Annotated in this window: 19 protein-coding genes and 2 tRNA genes; 5 read left to right on the forward strand and 16 right to left on the reverse strand. The window is 26.8% G+C overall.

Annotated features, from left to right (window positions below; all coding sequences use genetic code 11):
- Positions 1 to 48 precede the first annotated feature (48 nt).
- The 4 genes from miaA to miaB all read right to left on the reverse strand — a co-directional run bounded on the left by miaA (position 49) and on the right by miaB (position 7116).
- Positions 49 to 984: a tRNA (adenosine(37)-N6)-dimethylallyltransferase MiaA gene (gene miaA / locus ACFIJ5_RS09735; protein ID WP_379806473.1), complete on the reverse strand. Its 936-nt coding sequence runs from the start codon at positions 982 to 984 to the stop codon at positions 49 to 51.
- Positions 985 to 998: 14 nt separating this feature from the next.
- Complete coding sequence (gene mutL / locus ACFIJ5_RS09740; RefSeq protein WP_379806475.1) at positions 999 to 2966, reverse strand: DNA mismatch repair endonuclease MutL; 1968 nt, start codon at positions 2964 to 2966, stop codon at positions 999 to 1001.
- Between the two features lie 12 nt (positions 2967 to 2978).
- The gene (gene mutS, locus ACFIJ5_RS09745) at positions 2979 to 5690 is read right to left on the reverse strand and encodes a DNA mismatch repair protein MutS (protein ID WP_379806477.1); all 2712 of its coding nucleotides are present in this window, start codon (positions 5688 to 5690) and stop codon (positions 2979 to 2981) included.
- An 85-nt stretch (positions 5691 to 5775) separates the two neighbouring features.
- Positions 5776 to 7116, reverse strand: coding sequence for a tRNA (N6-isopentenyl adenosine(37)-C2)-methylthiotransferase MiaB (gene miaB / locus ACFIJ5_RS09750; protein ID WP_379806479.1), 1341 nt, complete (start codon positions 7114 to 7116; stop codon positions 5776 to 5778).
- 381 nt (positions 7117 to 7497) lie between these two features.
- Here miaB and ACFIJ5_RS09755 point away from each other — a divergent pair, with 381 nt between their 5' ends.
- The 3 genes from ACFIJ5_RS09755 to ACFIJ5_RS09765 are packed head-to-tail and all read left to right on the forward strand — an operon-like array spanning position 7498 to position 10138.
- On the forward strand, positions 7498 to 8682 hold the full coding sequence (locus ACFIJ5_RS09755) for an aminotransferase-like domain-containing protein (RefSeq protein ID WP_379806481.1): 1185 nt from the start codon (positions 7498 to 7500) through the stop codon (positions 8680 to 8682).
- A 50-nt stretch (positions 8683 to 8732) separates the two neighbouring features.
- Positions 8733 to 8885, forward strand: coding sequence for a hypothetical protein (locus ACFIJ5_RS09760; protein WP_379806483.1), 153 nt, complete (start codon positions 8733 to 8735; stop codon positions 8883 to 8885).
- 56 nt (positions 8886 to 8941) lie between these two features.
- A complete protein-coding gene (locus ACFIJ5_RS09765; RefSeq protein ID WP_379806484.1) occupies positions 8942 to 10138 on the forward strand; it encodes a pyridoxal phosphate-dependent aminotransferase in 1197 nt (398 codons plus the stop codon).
- 37 nt (positions 10139 to 10175) lie between these two features.
- Here ACFIJ5_RS09765 and ACFIJ5_RS09770 read toward each other — a convergent pair whose 3' ends face one another.
- Together ACFIJ5_RS09770 and ACFIJ5_RS09775 are read right to left on the reverse strand one after the other, a co-directional pair.
- Positions 10176 to 11048, reverse strand: a complete 873-nt coding sequence (locus ACFIJ5_RS09770; protein ID WP_379806486.1) for a GNAT family N-acetyltransferase — start codon at positions 11046 to 11048, stop codon at positions 10176 to 10178.
- A gap of 65 nt (positions 11049 to 11113) precedes the next feature.
- Positions 11114 to 12166 carry a CotS family spore coat protein gene (locus ACFIJ5_RS09775; protein WP_379806488.1) on the reverse strand — a complete coding sequence of 351 codons (1053 nt, stop codon included), beginning with the start codon at positions 12164 to 12166 and terminating at the stop codon, positions 11114 to 11116.
- A 125-nt stretch (positions 12167 to 12291) separates the two neighbouring features.
- Here ACFIJ5_RS09775 and ACFIJ5_RS09780 point away from each other — a divergent pair.
- A tRNA-Ile gene (locus ACFIJ5_RS09780) sits at positions 12292 to 12368 on the forward strand.
- A gap of 13 nt (positions 12369 to 12381) precedes the next feature.
- Positions 12382 to 12466, forward strand: a tRNA-Tyr gene (locus tag ACFIJ5_RS09785).
- Positions 12467 to 12791: 325 nt separating this feature from the next.
- On the opposite strand, the gene speD is transcribed toward ACFIJ5_RS09785, so the two are convergent.
- From speD to ACFIJ5_RS09835, 10 genes are all read right to left on the reverse strand, one after another.
- A complete protein-coding gene (gene speD, locus ACFIJ5_RS09790; protein ID WP_379806490.1) occupies positions 12792 to 13175 on the reverse strand; it encodes an adenosylmethionine decarboxylase in 384 nt (127 codons plus the stop codon).
- 228 nt (positions 13176 to 13403) lie between these two features.
- Positions 13404 to 15323 (reverse strand): bifunctional 4-hydroxy-3-methylbut-2-enyl diphosphate reductase/30S ribosomal protein S1, encoded by a 1920-nt coding sequence (locus ACFIJ5_RS09795; RefSeq protein ID WP_379806492.1) that lies wholly within the window; start codon positions 15321 to 15323, stop codon positions 13404 to 13406.
- A gap of 11 nt (positions 15324 to 15334) precedes the next feature.
- On the reverse strand, positions 15335 to 15991 hold the full coding sequence (gene cmk / locus ACFIJ5_RS09800; RefSeq protein ID WP_379806494.1) for a (d)CMP kinase: 657 nt from the start codon (positions 15989 to 15991) through the stop codon (positions 15335 to 15337).
- Between the two features lie 115 nt (positions 15992 to 16106).
- Positions 16107 to 17324: a BaiN/RdsA family NAD(P)/FAD-dependent oxidoreductase gene (locus tag ACFIJ5_RS09805; protein WP_379806496.1), complete on the reverse strand. Its 1218-nt coding sequence runs from the start codon at positions 17322 to 17324 to the stop codon at positions 16107 to 16109.
- Positions 17325 to 17536: 212 nt separating this feature from the next.
- Positions 17537 to 18802, reverse strand: coding sequence for a Glu/Leu/Phe/Val family dehydrogenase (locus ACFIJ5_RS09810; protein ID WP_379806498.1), 1266 nt, complete (start codon positions 18800 to 18802; stop codon positions 17537 to 17539).
- Between the two features lie 418 nt (positions 18803 to 19220).
- Positions 19221 to 20096 (reverse strand): MurR/RpiR family transcriptional regulator, encoded by an 876-nt coding sequence (locus ACFIJ5_RS09815; RefSeq protein ID WP_379806500.1) that lies wholly within the window; start codon positions 20094 to 20096, stop codon positions 19221 to 19223.
- Between the two features lie 129 nt (positions 20097 to 20225).
- Positions 20226 to 20771, reverse strand: coding sequence for a tRNA (mnm(5)s(2)U34)-methyltransferase (locus ACFIJ5_RS09820; protein WP_379806502.1), 546 nt, complete (start codon positions 20769 to 20771; stop codon positions 20226 to 20228).
- An 18-nt stretch (positions 20772 to 20789) separates the two neighbouring features.
- Complete coding sequence (locus ACFIJ5_RS09825) at positions 20790 to 21500, reverse strand: pseudouridine synthase (protein ID WP_379806504.1); 711 nt, start codon at positions 21498 to 21500, stop codon at positions 20790 to 20792.
- Positions 21501 to 21662: 162 nt separating this feature from the next.
- Complete coding sequence (locus tag ACFIJ5_RS09830; RefSeq protein WP_379806506.1) at positions 21663 to 23966, reverse strand: ATP-dependent Clp protease ATP-binding subunit; 2304 nt, start codon at positions 23964 to 23966, stop codon at positions 21663 to 21665.
- 415 nt (positions 23967 to 24381) lie between these two features.
- Positions 24382 to 24564 (reverse strand): H-type small acid-soluble spore protein, encoded by a 183-nt coding sequence (locus ACFIJ5_RS09835; protein ID WP_379806508.1) that lies wholly within the window; start codon positions 24562 to 24564, stop codon positions 24382 to 24384.
- Between the last annotated feature and the right edge of the window lie 687 nt (positions 24565 to 25251).

Genomic DNA, 25251 nt, shown 5'->3' on the forward strand with positions numbered 1-25251 from the left:
TTGATTCTATAAATTTTTAAAAAATCCTTTTATTTAGATTAAAAATGCCTAAACTTTTTTTATATTTTCAATTATATATTGAATTATTTCATCTTCATTGCAAAATTCATCTTTATTTATCCAAATAGCTCTAGGATCTTTTCTGAACCATGTAAGTTGACGCTTTGCATAATTTCTACTTCCTTTTTTTATTAAATATACAGCTTCTTCTAATGAAATTTCTCCATCTAAATAATGAAGTATTTCCTTATATCCAATTCCTTTCATTGACTGCATATTTGAAGTATAACCCATTTCCTTTAATTTTATAACTTCATCTATTAATCCCTGCTCTAACATAATATCAACTCTCTTGTTTATTCTATCATAAAGTTTAGCCCTGTCCATGTTAAGTACAAAATAATGTATGTTATATGGAATATCATAAAGCGTTTTTTCTTGCTCTTTAGTAAATTCACTTATAGTTTTTCCAGTATTTTTATAAACTTCTAAAGCCCTAATAACTCTTTTTAAATCATTAGGATAAAGCCTTTCATAAGATTCAGGATCTATATCTTTTAAAAGATTATGAACATATTCCTTACCTTTTTCATCTGCAAGGCACTGAAGACTTTTTCTATAATTTTCATCTTTATGTGTTTGTGTAAAAGTATAGTTAAATATTACTGAGTTTATATACAATCCAGTTCCACCAACCAGCATAGGATATTTTCCTTTATTAAGTATGTTATTAATGTTTTCTTCAGCTAACTCTTTAAATTCAGCCACACTAAAATTTTTACTAGGCTCAATTATATCTATCATGTGGTGCGGAATGCCTTGCATCTCTTCTTCAGTAATTTTTGCTGAACCTATATCCATATGCTTATATATTTGCATAGAATCTGAAGAAACAATTTCTCCATTAAGTTCTTGCGCAAGTTTTATAGAAATATTGGTTTTCCCTACTGCTGTGGGGCCTGCTATTATGAGTAAATCTTTCACGTCAATCACCTTTTCTATTGAATTCTTTTAAATTTCTTTTCAAGCTCGTTAAGTGTAATCTTTATAATTGTAGGCCTTCCATGAGGACAAGTGAAAGGTTCATCAATAAATCTCAAATCATTAATTAATGCTTTCATCTCTATGTCTGTTAATTTATTATTAGCTTTCACTGCAGCCTTACAAGCTAAGGTTGCTATTTTATGATATTTAATTTCATCAGTTTTTCCACTACCCATAGCTTTTAAATTATCTACTATAGTAAAAAATAGTTCTTTAAAATTAGTGTCTCCCAATAGTGTAGGAACTTCTCTTATATAAAGAGAGTTATCACTAAAAATTTCTATATCAAAACCTATTTCTTTAAATATTTTCTCATTCTCAGTGTAATATACAAAATCTTCATTACTCAACTCTAATATTAATGGAGTAATTAATACTTGAGAAACTACTTTCTGTTTCAAAATTTCTTTTTTATATTTTTCAAATAGAATTTTTTCATGAGCAGCATGTTGGTCTATAATATATAATTCGCTGTTGTATTGAGCTAAAATATAAGACTTATTAAATTGACCAATTACATTTAACTCCGGAAATTTTTCAGTATAATCAGTTTCAACACTACTTTCTTCTTTTACTAAATCTATCGAGGGATTATATGATTGTTTATTAAAATTAAATTTCTCATTGTTAATGATATCATCTTTTTTCACTTTATTATACACATTATCCTTAACATATGCATTACTATTTCCTACATAAGTAGTTTCTTTTTCATTATTGAAATCTAATTTACCTACATGATCACATTTAACACCTACTTTTTTATCATCTGTACTTTGAAAATTATTTATTTTATCGTCATCTTCTTTAATAACTTTATGTGACTTTAAATCTATAGGTATTTGCTCATTAGTTATTTTATCATCAATAAATATTGACTTATTAGACTTTTCATCTTCAATATCATCCGTAGGAATATAAAAAGAATCCTTTAAACTTTCTGCAATAGCTTTATGTACTGTATCAAAAACCAGCTTATAAATATGTCTATCACAACTAATTTTAATTTCAGATTTAGTTGGATGTACATTTACATCTATAAATTCAGGATATATATCTAAAAACAATACAAAAAACGGGAACTTATTTACTGTTAAAAATGATTTAAAAGCATTCTCTACTGCTGCTGTAATTAAACCACTCTTAATATATCTTTTATTTACAAATATAGTTTGCTTATTTCTACTCTTTCTGCTTATTTCAGCATTACCTATATATCCATATACAGTTGCAATATCCGAGTGTCCCTCAAAACTAATTATGTTATCATAAGTACTTTTTCCGTATAATTCCCTTATAGTATCACATAATTCGTTATTTCCATAGGTAGATAACACTTTTCTATCATTACTGTGTAACTTAAAGGATATATCTGAATTAGCTAATGCCAATCTAGTAACTATATCAGAAATAAGTGCAGATTCTCTTTGAGAAGACTTTAAAAATTTCTGTCTTGCAGGCACATTAAAAAATAAATCTTTTACTTCTATAGAAGTACCAACATTAAGCCCTGCATCCTTAATATATTCTATGTTGCCTCCACATATATAAATTTCTTTTCCATAATTAATATCTTCAACTCTAGTTTTCATATAAGTTTTAGATACAGAGGCAACACTAGCTAAAGCTTCCCCCCTAAAACCTAATGTACTAACTTTAAAAATATCCTCTGAAGTTTTAATTTTACTTGTTGCATGAGGCATAAAAGCTTTTTCAATGTCATCTGGATGTATGCCGTGCCCATTATCTATAATTTTTATATACTTTTGTCCGCCCTCTTTAATTTCGATAGTAATATTTTTAGATTTTGCATCTATACTATTTTCTAATAATTCTTTTACAACAGAAAAAGGCCTTTCAATTACTTCACCTGCAGCAATTTTATTTGAAGTTGATTCATCTAATAGATTTATTCTCTTCATGTCTTCACCTCTTTACAGCATCTTTGACTTTTTTACTATTTTATATAGTTCATTAAATCCATCCATAGGTGTTAAATTTAATATATCTATTTGTTTTATATACTCTAACAATTCATTTTTTTCTAAATCTGAAAAAGAAATCTGAATTGGCTCTGATTTTGTTTCATCTTCATGATAAACTTTATCCACTGCAGCTTCTTTTACTACAATGTTTTTATTTTTTTCAGGCTTATCTTTTTTATCGCAAGAATTATATTCTTCATTACAATTGTGTTCTATAACTTTATTAATTTTATTTTTATCCTCATTAGATTTATTTTCTTCTAATTCATCTAATATATCTCTAGCTCTACTTAAAACTTCAGTAGGAAGTCCAGCTAATTTTGCAACCTCTATACCATAAGATTGATCTGCTCCTCCAGGAATAATTTTACGAAGAAATACAATATCACTTCCTACTTTTTTTACACTTACACAATAATTTTTTACTCCTTCAATCTTTCCTTCTAAGGTTGTAAGTTCATGATAATGAGTAGCAAAAAGAGTCTTACTTCTCAAATTCTTATTTTTACATATATATTCTATAACTGACCAAGCAATGCTGAGTCCATCATAAGTACTTGTTCCTCTACCAACTTCATCAAGCAAAATTAAACTTTTATTTGTAGCATTTTTTAAAATATTTGATACCTCAGACATTTCTACCATAAATGTACTTTTTCCAGAAGCCAAATCATCAGAAGCCCCTATTCTCGTAAATATCTTATCACATATTGATATATTAGCTTTTTTAGCTGGCACAAAACTTCCTATTTGAGCCATTAATACAATTAAAGCTACTTGTCTCATATAAGTAGATTTACCCGCCATATTAGGTCCTGTAATTATAAGCAGTTGATTATCTTTATCATTCAAATCAGTATTATTTTCAATAAACGTTCCAACAGGAATCATTTTTTCTACTACAGGATGTCTTCCACTTTCTACAGAAATAAATCCTTCAGTATTAAGTTCTGGTTTACAATAATTATTATCTAAAGCAACTGCAGCTAAAGAACTTAAACAATCCAGTTTAGCTATAATTTTAGCTGTGTTTTTTAGCCTATGTATGTGTTTTTCAATTTCATCTCTTATCTGTACAAATAACGTATATTCTAATTCCGTTAGTTTTTCTTCGGCACCAAGTAATTTCTCTTCAATTTGTTTAAGTTCAGGTGTTATATATCTTTCAGAATTTGCTAGAGTTTGTTTTCGTATATATCTATCCTCTGGAACTAATTCTAAATTTGTTTTTCGCACTTCTATAAAATATCCAAACACTTTATTATAACTAATTTTTAAAGATTTTATACCAGTTGTCTCTTTTTCACTACTCTCTAATTTCACAATCCATTCTTTACCGTGTTTTTTAGCATTTCTTAACTCATCAATTCTTTTATCATAACCATCTTTTATTATATTACCTTCCTTTACAGATAAAGAAGGATTATCACTTATTGAATTGTTTATTAAATTATATATATCTTTAAGTTCATCTAAATTGTTATACATTTGATTTAATAGTTTGCTGTTAAAATTTCTTAATATAAACTTTACATCAGGAATTCTTTCTAATGAGTTTTTTAAAGATATCATTTCTCTAGCATTTATACTTTTAGAAGAAACCTTTCCTGCTAATCTTTCAATATCATATATACTTTTTAATGCTTCCTTTAAATCTTTATGAAGTGATATATTACGTATAAGTTCTTCAACACTATCTAATCTATTTTGAATTTTACTCTTATTTATAAGAGGCTGTTCTATCCATTTTCTTAATTCTCTAGCACCCATAGCTGTATTAGTCTTATCTACAACCCAAAGCAAAGAACCTTTTCTACTCTTTTCCCTTAATGTCTCAGTAAGTTCTAAGTTCCTTCTTGAATTTATATCTATACTTAAGTAATCAACAATACTATAATAGTTTATTTCATTAATATTTGATAAATTTATCTTTTGAGTTTCATTAATATATTTAAGAAGACCATTAGATGCATTAATTAATGCTTGTGGTATTTTATCTAAATCAAAATTCGAAAACTGTGTATGTATATTATTTAAAGCATCGCTAACAAAAAAATTATTATCGCTCTTTGAAAAAGCTGTAACAAAACGTTCTTTTATTTTGGATAGTATACTATCATCTAATGTATCTTGTATTAATATTTCTCTTGGTTCAAATTTTGAAATTTCATCTAATATTGTTGATTCATCATACTCACAATTTGTACAATTAAATTCACCTGTAGATATATCCGCAAAACAAATTCCTACCTCTGTATACTTTTCATCTATATATAAACTCATAATAAAATTATTTTCCTTATCAGTAAGAAAAGATGAATCTGTATATGTACCGGGAGTTATTATTTTTATTATATCTCTCTTAACTATCCCTTTAGCTTGTGATGGATCTTCCAGTTGTTCACAAATGGCTATTTTATACCCTCTACTTACTAGTTTGCTTATATATGTATTGGCTGCATGATATGGAATACCACACATAGGAGCTCTTTTTTCTAATCCGCAATCTCTTCCTGTAAGAACTAATTCTAATTCTTTAGACGCTTTTTCAGCATCTTCAAAAAACATTTCATAAAAATCTCCTAATCTAAAAAACAATATACAATCCTTACATTTTTCTTTTACCTCTAAGTACTGTTTCATCATAGGTGTTAATCCCACAGCACTACACCTCCTTGAAATGTTGATAATCTGAAAAAAGCTCCTTTAAAAGAGCTTTTTTCTATTCTGTCAATAACACATAAAACTATTCACTAACTATCTTTTTTCCCAATAAAGAAAATGTTTGAGCTTTTATTATTTTTACATTAATTAGTTTTCCAATATCATCTTTGTTCCCATCAAAATTAACTAATTTACCAGTACGTGTTCTTCCCATAAGCATACTTTCATCGTTTTTACTAGGTCCTTCTACTAAAACCTCAACAACTTTATCTTGGTATGCTTTGTTTTTCTTTGCTGTAATTTCATTTACTACTTTAACAAGTCTATTAAAACGATCATGCTTAGTTTTTTCAGGAACTTGTTCTTCATATTCTGCTGCTGGAGTTCCTTTTCTTATTGAATATAAAAATGTAAATGCAGAGTCATATTCAACTTCTCGCATAAGATTTAAAGTTTCTTCAAAATCTTCTTCAGTTTCTCCAGGGAATCCTACTATTATATCTGTACTTAAAGCAGCTTCAGGAATAGCTTCTTTTATTCTTTTAACTAAATCTAGATATTGTTCTTTAGTATAATGTCTATTCATTCTCTTTAATAAACTTGATGAACCAGATTGAACTGGTAAATGTATATGTTCACATAAAGTTCTTCCTTTAGCAATAACATCAATTGCATCTTGAGATAAATCTTTTGGATGTGAAGTCATAAATCTTAATCTCTCAAGACCTTTTATTTTATCTAAACGCTCTAATAATTTTGCAAATGTAATGTTTCCTTCAAGTCCCTTACCATATGAATTTACATTCTGTCCAAGAAGTGTAATTTCTTTATATCCTTTTGCTATCAAGTCTTTTATTTCTTTTTCGATATCTTCAGGAGTTCTACTTCTTTCACGTCCTCTAACATATGGAACTATACAATAAGTACAAAAATTATTACATCCATACATAATTGTAACAAAAGCTTTTACATCACTTTTTCTATCTATAGGTATACCTTCAACTATTTCTCCTTCTTTTTGCCAGATATCTATAATTTGTTTTTCTCCTTCTTGTATTCTTTTTAAATATTCTGGAAATCTATAAGAATTATGAGTGCCTATTAAAATATCTACATGAGGAAATTTCTTAGATATCTTTTCAGCCATTCCTTTTTGTTGAACCATACATCCTGTTACTGCAATTATTAAATTAGGTTTTTCCTTCTTTAATTTCTTTAATGTACCTAAATGACCAAATACTTTTTGTTCTGCATTTTCTCTAACACAACAAGTATTATATATAATAATATCAGCATCCTCTTTATTGAAAGTTCTATTGTATCCCATACTTCTAAGCATGCCTGATAATTTTTCTGAATCTTCTTCATTCATTTGACATCCCCAAGTTTCAACATAATAAGTTTGTTGTAACATTTCTTTCATATTTAACTTCTCCTTTTACGTAAATTTATTTAGTACTTACTTTATTATATATAATTTATAAGATTTTTAAAAGTTTTTTGTATAATGAAAATATATTATTACATAAAAAGTAATAATATGAAATATATTAAATATTGTATGTTATGCATTTTTCTTCATTTTATACTTTAAAATTCATTGTATTTTTAAAATATTTTAAATTTAATATTAAATATAAATTTTATAAATAAGCTAAACATTTGTAAAAATGATAAATCAAATACATTTATATTCAATATTTGAAATATTTTTTTCATTTTATACATAATTCTAAAGGATTTTTAAAAAATGCATAGAATATATATCAATGTACTAGATATATAAAATCATGGGGGTGTATTAATGAACGTGGAATTTTCAGACAGAACATCTAAACTTAAAGCATCAGAAATCAGAGAATTGCTTAAATTGACTCAAAAGCCAGAAGTTATTTCATTTGCTGGAGGATTACCAGCTCCAGAGTTATTTCCTATTAAAAGAATAGAAGAAGTAACTAAACAAGTTCTGGAAGAAAAAGGTGAAATAGCATTACAGTACAGTACTACTGAAGGTTATGCTCCACTTAGAGAGATAATTGTCAATGAAAGAATGGCTAAAAACGGAGTAAATACCACTATAGAGAACATATTGATAACTAATGGTTCACAACAAGCATTAGAATTTTCTGCTAAACTTTTTGTAAATAAGGATGATGTAATCATTTGTGAAAGTCCTAGCTATTTAGGTGCTTTAAATGCTTTCAAAGCTTATGAACCTAAATTTGTAGAAATACCAATGGATGATGATGGTATGCAAATGGATAAACTAGAAGAAGCAATAAAAAATAATCCTAATACAAAAATGATTTATACTATTCCCGACTTTCAAAATCCAAGCGGAAAAACTATGTCTATAGAAAGAAGAAAAAAATTAGCAGAAATAGGTGCTAAATATAAGATTCCTATAATAGAAGATAGTCCATATGGAGAACTTATTTTTGAAGGCAAACCATATCCTTGTGTAAAAAGCTTTGATAAAGAAGGTTATGTTATAACTCTAGGTACTTTTTCAAAAACATTCTGTCCTGGTTTTAGAATTGGATGGGTTTGTGCTTCTAAAGAAATCTTACAAAAATACATTTTGGTTAAACAAGGAGCAGACCTTCAAGCTAATACTTTTACTCAAATGATAGCTGCTGAATTTATGCAAAAATATAGCTTAGATGAACATATTAAAAAAATTATAGATGTTTATAAAAAACGTAGAGATTTAATGCTTGAAAGCATGGAAAAATATTTTCCTAAAGAAATTACCTTTACTTATCCAAAAGGTGGATTATTTACTTGGGTTAATTTAAAAGAAGGAATCGACGCTGTAGACGTTAATGTAGATGCTTTAAAGCAAAATGTTGCTTTTGTACCAGGTGGTTCATTCTTCCCTAATGGAGGAAATAAAAATCACTTTAGATTAAATTATTCAACTATGGATGAAGAACATATTGTTGAAGGTATTAAAAGATTAGCTTCTGTAATTAAAAAATATTATTAAGGTTAACAACTCTCTCCTTTGGATATACTAATCTAAAGGAGGGAGTTAATATGTATAATATCAAGGAAAAAGATGATAATGATAGAAAGAGAAGTTTACGATACAATTGTATATCTGGAAGAGCTTATTTTGAAAAGACCGCCAATTGTAACATGATTAATATAAAAACAACATATATACCAATTGACAATATATTCTATTAAAAGTATCATATTATATTAGGGAATGAAAACGATTTTTATATCAAGGGGGGTTTATTTTGAAATTATCAAACCGTGTACAAGAAATGCAATTTTCGCCTATACGTAAGTTAGGTCCATATGCAGTAGACGCCAAAAATAAGGGAATAGACGTATATCACTTAAATATTGGACAACCTGATATTGAAACTCCACAGACATTTTTTGAAGGCATAGAACATTATCATGATAATGTTCTAAAATATTCTAATTCTCAAGGAATTGATAAATTATTAGATAGCTTTATAAAATACTATAAAAAATGGGATGTTAACTTTGAAAAAGACGAAATGATGATTACAAATGGTGGAAGTGAAGCTATAATATTCACCTTAATGGCTATTGCTGATAAAGATGATGAAATTATTATTCCAGAACCATTCTATACAAATTATAATGGTTTTGCTGCCTCAGCCGGAGTTAATGTAGTTCCTTTTATAACAAAGGCAGAAAATGGATTCCATCTACCAAGTAAAGAGGAAATAACAAATAAAATAACACCTAGGACAAGGGCAATACTTATATCTAATCCAGGCAACCCTACAGGAGTAGTCTATACTTATGAAGAATTAAGAATGCTTGCTGATATAGTTAAAGAGCATGATTTATATTTAATTACTGATGAAGTTTATAGAGAATTTGTATATGATAATTTAAAATATACTTCTACTTTATATATGGAAGATGTTTTAGATAGAGTCATACTAATTGATAGTATATCAAAACGATATAGTGCTTGTGGAGCTAGAATAGGTTTAGTAGCTTCTAAAAATAAAGAACTTATACATCAAATATTAAAATTTGGTCAAACAAGACTTTGTGTTCCTACTATAGAACAATTAGCTGCTTCAAATTTAATCAATACTCCTAAACAATATTTTGACGATGTAAAAAAGGAATATGAAGCACGAAGAAATATACTATTTGAAAATCTATGCAAAATTCCTGGAGTTGTTTGTAAAAAACCTAAAGGAGCTTTTTATGTTATTGCAAAATTACCAATAAAAAGTGCTGAAGATTTTGCAAAATGGTTATTAACTGATTTTAATTATAATAACAAAACAGTAATGGTTGCTCCAGCACAAGGTTTTTATGCAACTCAAGGACTAGGAAAAGATGAAATAAGAATTTCTTATTGTTTAAATCAACATTCTCTAAAAGATGCAATGAATATTTTAAAAATAGCTTTACAAAAATATATAAAAATCGAAAAATAAAAATAAAGGCATATACTGAACTTTACAGTATATGCCTTTATTTTTCTAGTTGCCATTTACATATTTCTTTATTAAATACAAATCCTAACTTAGCGTACAAATTTAAAGCAATATAATTTGTACAATCAACTTTAATAAAAACTTTTTTGAACCCAATATTATATAAAGAATTTATTAAATATTCTAATAAATTTTTCCCATAGCCAGCATTCCTATACTCTTTAATTATACCAAAATTAACTATATAGGGCATTGAATCTTCAAAAATAATTTGACCATACCCAACATACTTATTGTCAACTTTCATAAAATAACAACCTTTTTCATAAAAATAATTTTGCTGCTCATCATACCATACATCTCTCACTGTTAAAGGTATTCTATCCTTATTGTAGAATATATCATTTTGTACTTTGCATCTTAGTTCCTCATCTTTACTACAAACGAAAGATCTAAATTCAACATTACTAGGTATCCTATACATAATTAGATTATTTATATCTCTAAACAATTCAATAGTGCCTTCTATTTGTTTAAAACCTAAACTATTTAAAATATAATAGTTATAATAATTTTTTTCACAAGTGTACTTGAGAATATATTTTTTATCAATAGAATTTATCAATTGTCTATATAGGTGAATGTTAAATTTATAGTCTTCTATTATATTTAAAGAATTAAGATTATATATTTTACTTTTTTCAATTTTACTAGCCCAAACATATCCAATGTAAGCATCTTTATTTTTTAGTACATTCACCTGTTTTGTAAGGAAAATTTTTTTTATCATATTTTCATTATCATATTTATCAAAAAAATTTTTATTTAACACATTAAAGTTATCATTGATTTTATTTAATTCTCTAAAATTATCTATATCTTCCATAGTAAGCTTCACACACTTATACATAATATCCTCTTATATCTTTGTCATACTCATATTATAATAATTATTCCATATATTAGTCAATATCATTAATCTTCAATATCTCTTAAATACTGTAAGTAATCATTCATAAAACTCTCTTGTAAACTATCATGTTCAATTAACTTGTTCAGTTTACGCATATACCTTATTTCACTCCAACCTTTATGTTTTACATATCGTTTCTTTCCCATCTTCCAAAATTTATGAGGAAAAATTATAAGAGATAACATTATTTCAAGTTCTTCTTTAGTTAATGGATTAATCGCAGTATATGCCTTAATCATTTTTTTTACTTTATTAAAATCCCATTTATAATTTTTCTTAAACATTAACCTTCGAATTAATTTGCCTAAGTCATTAATTGGTAAATCAATAATAACACTATCTAAGTCAATTATATAATATTTATTATCCTTTTTTATTATGTTTTGGTAATAAAAGCTATTATGGCAAATAGTTTTTTTATTTTTATATAGTTTAGATACTTTATAGTAACTAGATGAATTTAATAAACTCAATGCTGCTAATCCCCTATGATAAAAACTATTTATATACTTATAGTATTTTATATCAAATTGATTTTTTAATTTTTTATTGTTTATGCATTTTTTAAATCTATCCATTTCATATAATTTTTTGTTGAAAATTTTAGGCCATTTCTTTAAATTATTTTTTATTTTAAGATATTTTAGATTAATATTTGTAGATGCAATATGAAATTTAGCTAAAAGTTGCACACATTTAATTGCTTCATTTATGTCATTTAGATTGCATTCCTTTCCGTCAATCCACTCTGTAGCATAAAAATATACTTTTCTATATTTTATAAACAAATTATTATCTTTAGTTTTAATAAAATCAGGAGTATTTAAAAAATTATTTTTCTTAAGTTCTTCTACAAGTTTACTTCCATTTTCAGCTTTACCTTTTCCGTGTTTTATTTTCTTTAAGCATATATAGCCTTTATTGGTTTTTATTTTATAAACACTTCTCACTTTTGAAATTTGGATTACATCAAATTTGTACCTAGTTAATATGTTTTTAATCATATGCTCTTCTTTTGAATTAATTTCACTTATATATTCAACGCTTCTATCCATAAGCATACTATCCTCCTAAATTAATAGCTGCCTAATAGATTATATTAATGAAAATAAAAAATATTACTATTATATATTGACAGTGAAATATTTTTCATATATAATGTGAATTGTCGTTAAAATATGGATCTTTAGCTCAGCTGGTTAGAGCAACCGGCTCATAACCGGTAGGTCCGGGGTTCGAGTCCCTGAAGGTCCACCATAATTTTATATTTGGAGGAATTCCCGAGTGGCCAAAGGGGGCAGACTGTAAATCTGTTGCGATTCGCTTCGATGGTTCGAATCCATCTTCCTCCACCAAAGAGCTTTTAAAAGCTCTTTTTTTATTATCTCAACTTTCGCAGTAAAAAAACACTGCTTAGCGAAGGGAAATGATATCTTGCGTAAGAAACATTTGAACAAAGTTTACAAGTTCTTAGCTTTACGAATTTGAAAAAAGTTATTTTTTAATTATTGATTCCTACGGAATATTAATTAAAAAATCTTTTTTCAATATGAGTAAAGCTTAGAACTTGTTACTGAAGTGAAAGGTTTCTAAGCAAGATATCATTTACCGTAGCGGCTATTTTTTACCTGCGAAAGTTGAGTTATTATATAAAAAAATGCGGTTAGACCGCATTTTTGTTTACTCATTTGAAACTTTTTTTACTGAAACAGGATTTTCAATAATTCCTCTCTTAACTTCTGTAGCTGTCATATTTTTTGCACCTAAAAATTCAGTCATATAATTGCATGCATCCCATGGATTAACAGTGTCACCACATGTAAATACATCCACTGCAGCATAGCCAAATTCTGGCCATGTATGAATAGTTAAGTGTGATTCAGATATTATTACTACTCCACTAACTCCTTGTGGGCTAAATTTATGAAAAGCAACTTCTCTCACTTCTGCTCCTGCTTTTAAAGCTGACTCTACCATTACTTTCTCTATATATTCTTTATCATTTAATACCTCAAGTTTACAATCATAAATTTCAGCTAATATATGACGCCCTAATCCTTTCATTTTACATTATTACCTCCTAGTTATAATCAAATAACATTAACGATAAGTAAATTTTATCAAAAATCCTGCAAAAGTCAATAAAAAATATTACTACTCACAATATTTTTAAAATAACATATATAATTCTTACATTTGCTTAATATTCCTCTTTTATTATCCACTATACGCCATTTTATATTATATTTTTTATTACATTATTAGAATATACATAATTTTATTTTATATACACTAATAATTATTAACTTCCTTTATACTTAAAGCTATTCTTTTCTCTTCTGCTTCAACATCAATTATCTTAGCTTTTACGTTTTCACCTATTTCAAGTATATCACTTGGCTTTTCAATTCTATTATGACTAATTTTAGAAACATGAACCAATCCATCTACACCAGGCTCCAATTCAACAAAAGCACCAAAATTAGTTAATCTAACTATCTTTCCTAGAACAATATTTCCTATAGGATATTTCTCTTGCACGTTTTTCCAAGGATCTTCAATAAGTTTTTTAATACTTAATGATAATTTTCCCTTTTCTTTGTCAACATTTAAAACTAATGTTTTTACTTTATCTCCTATTTTAAGTACATCACTTGGTTTATTTAATTTTTTCCAAGATATCTCTGATATATGCAAAAGACCATCTATACCACCAACTTCAACAAAAGCACCAAAGTTAGTTAATCTTCTTACTTCTCCCTCTACTATTTGACCATTTTGTAAATTTGTCCATGTTTCTTTCTGCAATTTTTGTAGTTCTTCCTTTAAAATTTCTTTATGAGATGCAACTATTTTTGAGTTCTTTCTATCATTAACAAATTCAATTATTTTTACTTGTAAAGTTTTATTTATATAAGATTCCAAATGTGGTACATGATGTATATCTATATGTGACGCTGGAATAAATATTCTAATATTCTTATAAAAACCTACTAGTCCACCTTTCACTACATCTTTAACTTTAATATCCAAAGAAGTTTTTAAATTACACAATTCTTCTATTTCTTTTAATGCTTTCTCTCTTTCTAATTCTATTTGTGATAAAACAACAAATCCATCTGAATTTTGTCTGCTTAATACTTTTGCTTTTACACTTTCCCCTTTTTTAAAAATTTGTGTTAAATCTACATCTTCATCTAATACCATTTCATTTTTAGGTAATATCGCATCTGTTTTATAACCTATATTAATAAATAGTTCTTTTTCATTAACTGAAATTATTTTTCCATCTAATGTATCTCCAACAGCTATATTAAAATTATTGTTATTCATAAATTCCATTTGAACATTTTGATCTATTTCTATAGTATTGTTTTGCATTTTATCAATTACCTCCTTTATTATCCAATCTGGTGTTGATGCTCCTGCGGTAATACCTACATTAACAATTTTTTCGTCTACAACAACCTCATTAGGTATTTCCTTTGCATTTTCAATATGTATTGTATTAGAGCAGTTTTTCTTACATATCTCATATAATTTTGTGGTATTTGAACTATGATGACCACCAACTACTATCATCATATCAATTTTTTTTGAAAGTTCTTCAGCAGCTTTTTGTCTTATATGTGTAGCACTACATATAGTATTAAAAGCGGCAATTTCCTTTGAATTTTCAATTACTATGTCCAATGCTTTTTCCCATGTCTCTTGTTTTTCTGTAGTTTGTGATACCACACATACCTTTGAAGATATTAAATTAGTATCTATATCATCTTTAATTATTAAAGCATTATTATTACACCATCCATTTATCCCCTGAACTTCTGGATGATTTTTATCACCAACTATTACTACTTGGTAATTGTCTTCACTATATTGCTTTACTTTTTGATGAATGCTGCCAACATAAGGGCATGTAGCATCAACTACAATCAAATTTTTCTTTTTTAAATTTTCTATTACGTCTAGAGGAACACCATGAGATCTAATGATTATTATATCCCCTTCATTTAACTTATGGATTTCTTCTAATTTTATTGGAAAAATATTTTTATCCTTTAAGTAATTTATAACATCATTATTATGTATCAATGGCCCTAAAGTATATACTTTCTTTCCATATTTTTCTTGGCTTTCTATAGCCATGTCAACAGCTCTTTTAACACCAAAACAAAATCCTGCTTTATCGGCTAAAATTATATTTTTCAACAAATCACCGCCTATCTTATTATAGAATCTATATATTTAGAAATTTTATCAACTACTTCTTCAATTGACATATTAGATGAATCAATTTCAATTGCATCTTCTGCTTTAATAAGAGGAGTAATTTCTCTATGTGTATCAATATAATCTCTTTTTTCTATATCTGAAAGAATTTCTTCATATTTTACATCAATACCCTTCTCCAACAATTCATTGTATCTTCTTTTTGCTCTTGTTTCTGCACTAGCTGTTAAGAAAATTTTTAAATTAGAATCTTTTAACACAACAGTACCAATATCTCTACCGTCCATTATTACATCATATTTTTCAGACATCTTTCTTTGAAGATATACTAACTGTTTTCGTACTTCAGCTATTGAAGCATAAAGAGATACCTTATTACTTATAGATGGCATATATATTTCATCCGTTATATCTCTGCCATTTAATATTAATTTATCATCATCAAAATGCATCTCTAATGAATCCATTAATGTGCATAAATCTTCTTTGTCCTCAGGTTTTATGCTATTTTGCATTGATTTGAATGTTATAGCCCTGTACATAGCTCCAGTATTTATATACATTAAAGAATATCTTTCTGCTATTAATTTAGCTATTGTACTTTTCCCTGCTCCAGCAGGACCGTCTATTGCTATTGCTAGTTTCAAAATTGCTTCCACCTTTCTTGGTACCTATACGTAATATTTTTACACAATTTCTTATATTCTATAAAAATATCCAAACTCCTTTTATAAAATACAGATGAAACTAAAAAATATTAGTCTAAATATTACTTCCTGCTAAAAATCCTGTTGATAAAGCTATTTGTATGTTATATCCTCCAGTATTAGCATCAACATCAATAACTTCTCCAGCAAAAGATAAGTTTTCAATTATTTTTGATTTCATTGTTGAAGGATCAATTTCTTTAGTATTTATACCTCCTACTGTAACAATAGCTTCAGCAATTGGTCTTGTACCTTTTATAGAGAAAGTAAGATTTTGAATTACTCTAACTAATCTCTTTCTTTCTTCTTTTGTTATAAGATTTACTTTTTTATTTTCATCTACATTTGATAATCTTATAATTGTACTTATTATTTTTTTAGGTAATAAATCCTGTAATGAATTTTTAAAATCTTTGTTACAATATTTCTTAAAATCCTTTTGAACTCTATTGTCTAATTCTTGAAAATTTAACGCTGGTTTTAAGTTAATAACAGCCTTTAGATTTGTTTTATTATTAATGAAACGACTTCCACTTAAAACTATAGGACCTGAAACTCCAAAATGTGTAAAAAGCATTTCACCAAAATTTTCATATAATACTTTTTTATTTTCATTTATTATAGAAAATTCAACATTCCTAAGTGATAATCCTTGTAATTCTTTTACCCACTGTTCTTTAAATTCAATAGGAATTAGTGCAGGTTTAGGTTCAATTATGCTATGTCCAACGCTTCTAGCAATTTTATATCCTTCACCATTAGAACCTGTTTGTGGATATGAACATCCTCCTGTACAAAGTATATATACATCTCCTTTAATTATTTCACCACTACGTAGTTTTATATAATCGATTTGTTTGTTTTCAATAAAAATCTTTTCTACATTTGAATTAAGTTTGATTTCTACACCTTTACTTTTTAATTCTTTTTCTAAAGCTTTAATAATATCAGATGATTTATCTGACTGTGGGAAAATTCTATCTCCTCTTTCAGTTTTTAGTTTAACACCTCTAGAATTAAAAAAATCTATTGTATTTTCATTTGTAAATGTATATAGAGCACTATATAGAAAGTTAGGATTAGTAGGTATATATTCAAAAAAATCACTTATATCTTTAGCATTTGTAACATTACATCTACCTTTACCTGTTATAAATAATTTTTTACCTAATTTTTCATTTTTATCTAATAAAATTACTTTATTATTATCTGAAGCGGTTATAGCTGCCATCATTCCTGAAGGTCCACCGCCTATTATTACAACTTTTTTCAAGATGCCACCTCCTAGTTTTGCTTACTATTATAATTTAATATAATACTGTAATTTATTCAATACAATAATTAAATTATTCAACTTTCACAGTAAAAAAATAATGCTTAGCTACGGTAGAGGTTAAATTTGTTTCTTCATTAGATAAAAGAAAGAGTTCTAAAGAATCAATTTCTTTAGAACTCTTTAATATTCTTAAAATTTTATAGTATCTATTAGTACCAACCTCTTAATTTCATTGAAGTAGCTACTTTCTTAATTGAATGCATGTATGCAGCTTTTCTCATTGGAACATTGTATTCTTCTTTTATACTCCATATAGCATTAAATGCATCAATCATTGCTCTTTCTTCTTTTCCTTCTACTTCTTTTTCACTCCAATAATAACCCATTAGATTTTGTACCCATTCAAAGTATGAAACAGTAACTCCACCAGCATTTGTTAAAATGTCAGGAGTTACAGTTATTCCTTTTTCATTTAAAATTGCATCAGCTTCTGGTGTTGTAGGACCATTAGCTGCTTCACATACTAATTTTGTATTTATTAATTTAGCAACATCAGCAGTTACTGCATTTTCAAGAGCAGCTGGAATTAATATATCTACATTTGATCCCCAGAATTCTTCCATAGATATTCTCTTAGAATTTGGGAAATTTAATAAATTATGATGTTCATTCATGTATGCTTGCATTTCTTTAAAATCTAGTCCATTTTCATTGTAAATAGCATATGTTCCTTCTTCTTTACACCATTCTGCAAGTGCAACTACTTTTGCACCAAGTTTTTGACAATTTTTAACTGTGAATCTTCCAACATTTCCAAAACCTTGGATAGCAACTTTAGCTCCATTCATATTTATGTTAAGTTTTTTTGCAGCTTCTCTTGCAGTTACTGCAACACCAAAGCCAGTTGCTTCGTTTCTTCCTTTTGATCCACCAAATTCTACTGGTTTACCAGTAAATGTTCCCATTGCACTATGTCCTATTAATTTATTGTATTCATCAGCAAACCAAGACATAATTTTACCATTTGTATTTACATCTGGAGCAGGAACGTCAATTTTTTCTCCTATTAATTTATATATAGCATCTATATATCCTCTACATAATCTTTGAAGTTCTCCTTCTGATAATTCTTTTGGATCAACGATGATTCCACCTTTTCCTCCACCATATGGAATACCAGTTACAGAACATTTGAAAGTCATCCAGATAGATAATGCTTTAACTTCATCTTCAGTTACGTTTGGATGGAATCTTACTCCACCTTTTGTTGGACCTACAGCATCATTATGTTGAGATCTAAATCCTTTGAATACCTTTACAGAACCATCGTCCATTTTTACTGGAATAGATACTGTAATAACTTTTAAAGGCTCTTTTAAAATCTCATATACTGAGTTTTCAAGACCTAATTTTTCGCAAGCATCTTTTACTTGCTTTTGTGCATTTTGTAATGGATTTAAAGTTTCTTTTGACATAATAATAACCTCCTAAATGAATGTTATACTTCATTATATTTGATAAATGCATCTTAAATTTCTTTCGATATTATATATATTCTATATCTTTCACATTTTTCCTTCTTTTTTTTAAAAATTTTTATTTTTTTATATATAAAATATTATTGAAGGGAAATTTGTTAAATTTTGTAATATATATATTTATACTCAATACCAAAGTTTATAGACTTTAGGGACAAATGAAATAAAAGTAAAAAGTACAAAGAAGAAAGTATAAATAAGGAAGATTTTCAAAAGCAAGCTTTTGAAAATCAATTAATTATAAATTTAAGTTTTTCTGAAAGAAAAACATCCTTATTTATTCTTTAAACTTTGTACTTTTTATTTTATCTAAATATTTTATCTAAATCGTTCTATCCTAAAAATGAATACTTAACTATTCACTTTTATTTTTATAGGAATATACTTGATATTCTTGCCAGATTGATTCAAGATCTGCAAATGTAGAAGAAATCTTTTCTTTTTCTCTCAATCCTACCGCTATTATAAGTGCATTAATAACACTTAAAGGAGCAACTAATGAGTCTACAAAAGATGCCATATTACTTTGAGCTATCAATGTATAATCTGCTCTTGCAGCTAATGGAGAAAGTAAACTATCAGTTATAGCTACTACTTTTGCTTTTCTACTTCTAGCAAAATCTAAAACTTCTATTGTTCTTGTAGCATATCTTGGAAATCCTATTCCTATTACAAGATCTCCTTCTTCTACCCCTATCATTTGTTCAAAAATATCACTCATACCATATCCAACGATTTTAACATTATCAAGAATTAAATTTAAGTAAAAACCTAAGAATTCAGATAATGCAGTTGAACTTCTTAAACCAATTATATATATTTTTTTAGCTTTAAATAAATTTTCAACTACTTCTTCAAATGTATTATGATTAATTTTTTCTAAAGTTGCTCTAATATTTTCTATATCTGATTTTAATACACCTTTTAAAGCATTGTGTTCTGTTATTAAATCATTTGAAAGTTCGATTCTTTGAACTGTTGTTAATTTATTTTTTATTAGTTCCTGTAGAGCTTTTTGAAGCTTTGGATATCCTGAAAAACCAAGCTCATTAGCAAATCTTACAACTGTGGATTCACTAACTCCAACACTATCACCTAATTTTGCAGCAGTCATAAAAGCTGCTTTATCATAGTGTTTAAGTATGTATTCAGCAATTAACTTTTGACCTTTACTTAATCTAGGAAATTTTATTTGAATTGTTCTCATTAAATCTTGATTATTATCTTGCATAGTATTCAACCCTTTCTTCAAGAATTCACTAATTATGAATTATATAATTCATTTTAACATCTATTGAAGAAATTATCAATTATTCTTTCAATTGTTTGTTAATTTTCTTTGTAAATACTTATACTTCATCTACTTTTTTTCTATAACAATTAGAATAGGTGGATTATTATTTCTATTTAAAAATGTATGCATTATTACTCCATACTTATTTTTAGGTAACTGTTTTACAAGATTTATTACACTATCTTTCTCTTTTTTACCCTCATCATGTCCCCAATATATACATAAAGCAATTATTCCATTTGTATCTAATAATTCTAATGATTGCTTGACACTTTTAACTGTAGATTCACTTAAAGTAGTTATATTTTTATTGGCACCTGGCAAATATCCTAAATTATATATTACACAATCAATTTCTTCTTTTACATACTTATTTAAGAATTCATGGGAATCATGTATTACTACTACATTCTTATTGTTTTCTTTGTTTTTATAATTTTCCACTGCTTCTTTCTGTATATCAAAGGAATATACTTTAGAAAATAATTGTTTTAAAAAATCTGTATCATGTCCATTACCTAAAGTTGCATCAACAGCTACATCAAATTTACAACAATAATTTTTTATCACACCATGAGCTAATTCACTTACACTTGTTGCGTACTTAAACAAATTGTCACCTACTTTCAGCTACAAAAATTTTAAATAATTTAGTTCATTTTCATTTAAATTTCTCCATTTACCTGTTTTCAAATTTCCTAAATATATTTTTCCAATACTTTTTCTATGAAGTTCAATCACTGAATGGCCAATTGCTTTACACATCTTTCTAACTTGTCTATTTTTTCCTTCATGAATAATAATCTTAACTTTGCTTTTATTTTTATATGTCTCTATAATTTCAAAACTTGCTTTTGAAGTTATGTATCCTCCTATATCTACACCATTACAAAATTTTTTAATTTCATCTTCACCTGGTATTCCACTTATTGTAGCAATATAAACTTTATCGATTTCTTGTCTTGGATGTATTACTTTGTTGTATATTTCACCATCATTAGTTAATAAAATTAATCCTGAAGTATCATAATCTAACCTTCCTATTGGATATATTCTTTCTTTAACATGCACTAAATCCAAAACTGTTTTCCTATCCTTTTCATCTTTTACTGAAGAAATATATCCTTTAGGTTTGTTTAACATTATATAAACTTTATTTTCTTCTAACTTAATTAATTTAGAATTATAATAAACTTTATCCTTTTGTGGATCAACTTTATATCCTAATTCTGTGATTATCGTATCATTAACTTTTACTTTACCTTGTATAATTAACTCTTCACACTTTCGTCTAGATGCAACTCCACAGCTTGCCATATATTTTTGAAGTCTTTCTTTCATACTAATTTCACCCTCAATTTAAGTTATGTTTAATTGTAAATGTTATTTTTACACCTTTTCTATTTTATTATACTTTATCAAATTAATAAAGTATAATAAAAAAATATTGATTATACACAAGTAAAACCTGTGTAAAAACACAGGTTTTACTATACATTGTATCTATTCAAATACAAGTTTTTCATTTTCAAAATCTATTTTAATATGTGACCCTTCAGTATATTTCTTTTGTAGATATTGTTCTGCAATTTCATCTTCTATATATCTTTGTATTGCTCTTCTTAAAGGTCGTGCACCATATTTTTTATCATATCCTTTTTGTAGAATAAATTCTATTACTCTATCAGTTATTTCCATAGTCATATTCTTTTCATTAATTTCTTCACGTACTTCTTTAAGCATCAAATTGATAATTTGATGTAATTCCTCTTTTAAAAGAGGAGAAAATACAACAATTTCATCTACTCTATTTAAAAACTCAGGTTTAAAAGTTTGCTTTAATGCATCTTTCACCTGACTTTCTAATGCATCATATCCATCTTGAGCAAAACCTATTCCACCAGATTTAAAATTGGTTCCTGCATTAGATGTCATAACTATTACAGTATTATCAAAATATACAGTTCTACCTTGATTATCTGTTAATCTACCATCTTCTAAAATTTGAAGAAGCATATTAAACACATCAGGATGTGCTTTTTCTACTTCATCTAAAAGTATAACTGAATAAGGTTTTCTTCTTACTTTTTCTGTAAGCTGTCCTCCCTCATCATAGCCTACATATCCTGGAGGCGCTCCAATTAATTTAGAAACTGTATGTTTTTCCATATATTCAGACATGTCAATTCTTATTAATGCCTCTTCACTACCAAAAAGTTCACATGAAAGTGCTTTTACAAGTTCTGTTTTTCCTACACCAGTAGGACCAACAAAAATAAATGAAGCTGGTTTTTTCTTCTTCCTAAAACCTAGACGATTACGACGTATTGCTCTACATAAAGCTTCAATTGCTTTATTTTGTCCTATAATTCTTTCATGCAATTTTTTTTCTAAATTTAAAAGTTTTTCTGCTTCATCTTCCTTTATATTGTGTACAGGAATTTTAGTCCAAGATTCAATTACAAAAGCAATATCTTCAACTGTAAGATCTATATCACGACATTCTTTTTTAGCTGCACCAATCTTATCTTCAACCTTACACTTATTCATTTTATACTGAGCTGCTTTTTCATAATCATTTGCATTAGACAATTCTATAATTTTATCTTGAATCTCGCCTAATTCTTCTTTCAATGATTGGATTTCTACAAGCCCTTTATTTTTTAAATTTGCCCTAGAACTTGCTTCATCAATTACATCAATAGCTTTATCTGGTAAATATCTATCAGTTATATATCTTTCTGATAAATTTACTGCTGCTTTTATTACTTCATCAGATATTTTTACTTTATGATACTCTTCATAATAATGACTAATACCTTTCAAAATTTCAATAGTTTCTTTATTAGTTGGTTCTTCAACTAACACTGATTGAAATCTTCTTTCAAGTGCAGAATCTTTTTCAATGTATTTTCTATATTCTTCTAATGTAGTAGCTCCAATTAACTGTATTTCTCCTTTGGCAAGAGCAGGCTTTAATATATTTGCTGCATTCAAAGCTCCCCCTTGAGCTTCTCCAGCTCCAATTATATTATGAATTTCATCTATAATAAGAATAATATTACCAAGCTTTTTAGCTTCTTCTATTATAGATTTCATACGTCCTTCAAATTGTCCTCTAAATTGTGTACCTGCTACTATAGCTGTTAAATCAAGAAGATACACTTCTGCATTAAACAATTTTGCTGGTACCATTTTATCTGCTATTCGAACTGCCAAGCCCTCTGCAATAGCTGTTTTACCAACACCAGGTTCACCTATTAACACTGGATTATTTTTTGTTCTTCTATTAAGAATTTGAATAACTCTATCTATTTCTCTATTTCTACCAATAATATTGTCTATTTTATTATTTTTAGCCTTTTCTGTTAGATTTGTTCCATAGGTATTTAAATATTTTCTTTTATTTTTAAATAATTTATTTCTTGATTTTGTTTTTTGCTTTTTTTCAACATTTGGTAATTTTTTTTCCTTTGCTTCTTCATTATCATTTAATGAATCCATATTATTTGGTGGAATTGAATCATCTTCTTTAGATAAATTTGAACCATTTAAGAAATTCGAAAACATGTTATTATCAGATATATTTTCCAAATCCATATTTTCTAATAAACCACTCATTTGGTCAGATATATTTTCCATATCTTCTGGTGTTATTCCTGCTTGCTGCATTAATTGATCCATAACTGGCAATCCCATTTTTTTTGCACACTCTATACATACACCAATCATTTCAGTTTTTCCATTTTCAATTTTGGCTGTATATATAGTTGCGACATTTTTATGACAAATAGAACACATTTGCATACTAATCACTCCATATTTTTAATGTTAAATAAAACCGCTATAAGTTATAAGTAAAGTTTAACATATTTATACTTCTACTATTTTATTATATTATAAACAATATTTTTAGTTTCAAATAGATTTTTTATTCTTACATCAAATTTATCATATATATTTTCTTTTTTCAATTTTTTTAGTTAATTCCTTAATTATTTACTTAATTTTAGCACAATAAAAACATATTACAAATTCAACAAATAACAAAGGTATATATTCCATAAAAGCATTCAAAAAATGTATAAGTTCTAATGATAGTGAATTTGAAAAATCAAAATCATCATTAGAACTTATTACTAAAATTATATATTTATATTATAGACTTGATTACATCGTAAATTATTCAATATTTACATTCTTTACATTAAAATTATTATTATTATTTTTTATCTTCATTCAACTGAGAAATTGGTACGCTAATGCTTTCAGTACTATTTATATATTTAACTTTGGCAATTTTACGTTCTTCATTAATATTCTCTATCCATACAGGTTTATCTTTGTAAGTTACATTTATCACACCTAAAGAATTTATAATTTCTTCTCCTCTTTTTAAATTCATAGTAATAACTCCTTATTATAGATAGTATTTTTCATAGTACAAAAATACTGTCTAGCCAAGGGAAATGATATATTGCGTAAGAAACATTTAAAATCAATTAAGAATTAATAATTAAAAATGAATAATGAATGTTGATTTTTGCTTTAGGAAAAATCTTTAATTATATTAGTTATTTTGCCCTAAGGCAAAATTTCCTTAACTATTAATTATTCATTATTAACTATTAATTATCTTTAAAGTTAAAGGTTTCTAAGCAAGATATCATTTCCCGCAGCGGCTATTTTTTACCTGCGAAAGTTGAGTATAGAATTACTATTTTGTAGTGTTTCCCTTTTTATTATTTACATGATGCTTTTGATTTGTTTCTTTAGATCCAGAACGTTTTTCATTTCCCTTTTTAGCCATAAAATATCACTTCCTTTCATAAGTATTTTTTACATTACACTAAATTTAATACATAAAACGACACAATTTATTTTTTTCTATTTTTTCTTAAATTGGATTTTATATTTTAAACGTTTTACTTTAACTATATCTGAATAATATAAATATCTTTACAAATTTATAAAGTTTTCTTAATTTTTCTAACATATTTTCAATTTGGACTATATGTAGTTTTTGAGTAAAATTGTAGAAAAAACAATTTAATTTGTATATACTGTATTATGTAGTTCAATTTTCTGTACC

This window comes from Haloimpatiens myeolchijeotgali (assembly GCF_042688525.2).
Classification (GTDB): domain Bacteria; phylum Bacillota; class Clostridia; order Clostridiales; family Clostridiaceae; genus Haloimpatiens.

Coding starts and splice junctions, on each gene's coding strand:
- mutL (WP_379806475.1), bottom strand. CDS start 2,966: ATGAAGAGAATAAATCTATTAGATGAATCAACTTCAAATAAAATTGCT.
- miaB (WP_379806479.1), bottom strand. CDS start 7,116: ATGAAAGAAATGTTACAACAAACTTATTATGTTGAAACTTGGGGATGT.
- ACFIJ5_RS09755 (WP_379806481.1), top strand. CDS start 7,498: ATGAACGTGGAATTTTCAGACAGAACATCTAAACTTAAAGCATCAGAA.
- ACFIJ5_RS09760 (WP_379806483.1), top strand. CDS start 8,733: ATGTATAATATCAAGGAAAAAGATGATAATGATAGAAAGAGAAGTTTA.
- ACFIJ5_RS09770 (WP_379806486.1), bottom strand. CDS start 11,048: ATGTATAAGTGTGTGAAGCTTACTATGGAAGATATAGATAATTTTAGA.
- ACFIJ5_RS09775 (WP_379806488.1), bottom strand. CDS start 12,166: ATGGATAGAAGCGTTGAATATATAAGTGAAATTAATTCAAAAGAAGAG.
- speD (WP_379806490.1), bottom strand. CDS start 13,175: ATGAAAGGATTAGGGCGTCATATATTAGCTGAAATTTATGATTGTAAA.
- ACFIJ5_RS09810 (WP_379806498.1), bottom strand. CDS start 18,802: ATGTCAAAAGAAACTTTAAATCCATTACAAAATGCACAAAAGCAAGTA.
- ACFIJ5_RS09815 (WP_379806500.1), bottom strand. CDS start 20,096: ATGCAAGATAATAATCAAGATTTAATGAGAACAATTCAAATAAAATTT.
- ACFIJ5_RS09825 (WP_379806504.1), bottom strand. CDS start 21,500: ATGAAAGAAAGACTTCAAAAATATATGGCAAGCTGTGGAGTTGCATCT.
- ACFIJ5_RS09830 (WP_379806506.1), bottom strand. CDS start 23,966: ATGCAAATGTGTTCTATTTGTCATAAAAATGTCGCAACTATATATACA.
- ACFIJ5_RS09835 (WP_379806508.1), bottom strand. CDS start 24,564: ATGAATTTAAAAAGAGGAGAAGAAATTATAAATTCTTTAGGTGTGATA.